Annotated in this window: 1 protein-coding gene; it reads left to right on the top strand. The window is 64.5% G+C overall.

Annotated features, from left to right (window positions below):
- The first annotated feature begins 3 nt into the window (after positions 1-3).
- Positions 4-1,194: an elongation factor Tu gene (tuf, locus tag AC1Q9M_RS25500; protein ID WP_382162668.1), complete on the top strand. Its 1,191-nt coding sequence runs from the start codon at positions 4-6 to the stop codon at positions 1,192-1,194.
- Position 1,195: the final 1 nt, after the last annotated feature.

A 1,195-nucleotide genomic window follows, 5' to 3' on the forward strand; every position in this document is an offset into this window, starting at 1 on the left:
AAAATGGCAAAAGAGAAATTTGAGCGGACCAAGCCGCACGTGAACGTGGGCACGATTGGTCACGTGGACCATGGCAAGACGACGCTGACGGCGGCGATCACGACGGTGCTGGCGGCCAAGTTCGGCGGCGCGGCCAAGGCCTACGACCAGATCGATGCGGCACCGGAAGAGAAGGCGCGCGGCATCACGATCAACACCGCGCACGTGGAATACGAGACGGCCAACCGCCACTACGCCCACGTGGACTGCCCCGGCCACGCCGACTACGTCAAGAACATGATCACCGGTGCCGCCCAGATGGACGGCGCCATTCTGGTGTGCTCGGCCGCTGACGGCCCGATGCCCCAGACCCGCGAGCACATCCTGCTGGCGCGCCAGGTGGGCGTGCCTTACATCATCGTGTTCCTGAACAAGTGCGACATGGTCGACGACGCCGAGCTGCTCGAGCTGGTCGAGATGGAAGTGCGCGAGCTGCTGGACAAGTACGACTTCCCGGGCGACGCCACCCCCATCATCCACGGCTCGGCCAAGCTCGCCCTGGAAGGCGACAAGGGCAAGCTGGGCGAAGAAGCCATCATGAAGCTGGCTGACGCGCTGGACACCTACATCCCCACGCCCGAGCGCGCGGTGGACGGTGCCTTCCTGATGCCGGTGGAAGACGTGTTCTCCATCTCGGGCCGCGGCACCGTGGTGACGGGCCGTATCGAGCGCGGCATCATCAAGGTCGGCGAAGAAATCGAGATCGTGGGCATCTCCGCCACGCAGAAGACGACCTGCACGGGCGTGGAGATGTTCCGCAAGCTGCTGGACCAGGGCCAGGCGGGCGACAACGTGGGTATCCTGCTGCGCGGCACCAAGCGCGAAGACGTGCAGCGCGGCCAGGTGCTGTGCAAGCCCGGCTCGATCAAGCCGCACACGCACTTCACGGGTGAGGTGTACGTGCTGTCCAAGGACGAAGGTGGCCGTCACACGCCGTTCTTCAACAACTACCGTCCGCAGTTCTACTTCCGCACGACCGACGTGACCGGCTCGATCGAGCTGCCCGAAGGCAAGGAAATGGTGATGCCGGGTGACAACGTGTCGATCACGGTCAAGCTGATCGCCCCGATCGCCATGGAAGAAGGCCTGCGCTTTGCCATCCGCGAAGGCGGCCGCACCGTCGGCGCCGGCGTCGTCGCAAAAATCATCGCGTAAG

It is taken from the genome of Hydrogenophaga sp. GW823-FHT04C09 (assembly GCF_058796355.1).

Coding starts and splice junctions, on each gene's coding strand:
- tuf (WP_382162668.1), top strand. CDS start 4: ATGGCAAAAGAGAAATTTGAGCGGACCAAGCCGCACGTGAACGTGGGC.